The sequence below is a fragment of the Flavobacterium sp. RHBU_24 genome, assembly GCF_046613695.1.
Classification (GTDB): domain Bacteria; phylum Bacteroidota; class Bacteroidia; order Flavobacteriales; family Flavobacteriaceae; genus Flavobacterium.
This window is the reverse complement of sequence record NZ_JBKJHD010000056.1, coordinates 1-505: the sequence shown is the minus strand read 5'-3', so window position 1 is coordinate 505 and position 505 is coordinate 1. Positions and strand designations below refer to the sequence as shown.

1 protein-coding gene is annotated in these 505 nt (G+C 54.3%); it reads right to left on the bottom strand.

Annotated elements, in window-relative coordinates:
* Nucleotides 1-505 (bottom strand): hypothetical protein (locus ACLI09_RS18045; protein ID WP_411421039.1); only part of this gene is annotated, 505 nt, incomplete at both ends.

Sequence of the window (505 nt, the reverse complement as noted above, 5' to 3'; positions counted from 1 at the left end):
TGTATAGGCAGTGGGCGTTGCAATATAGGTGGCAAGGTCAGTAGTGTCGCCTGCCTCTGCCGCCAGCTCGGTGGTATAGTACTCCACGCTAAAGTCAGCCGGGTTTTGCGTGCCCAGTGCCTCGGTACCCGCATCCGTTAGGTTAAAGTAGCTTACCGTGCCGTCGTTCGCACCGTCATAATCACACTCGGTTATCGTCTGGTGGACTGTTATCGGGTAGGCTATAGCGGCTTCCTCGGCATATAAATCCAGCGGAAGGCTTAGCTCGCATTCGGTTATGTTGTTTTGTACATGTACCCGTATCGTCTGGTGGGTCATAACGGTATTGGTATACACGTGCGGCAGCGCCGTACCCGCAGCTTCCGCCGCGGCGTTAAGGTAGAACCTGATGGTGTAGTCCGCTGGGGTGGCACCGTTTGCCGTGAGTATATCCGTTATATGGCCCATCAGGTTAAACTGGGTGTAGCCCGTGCTGTTTGGCTCGCATATCGCATAGTAGTCAATG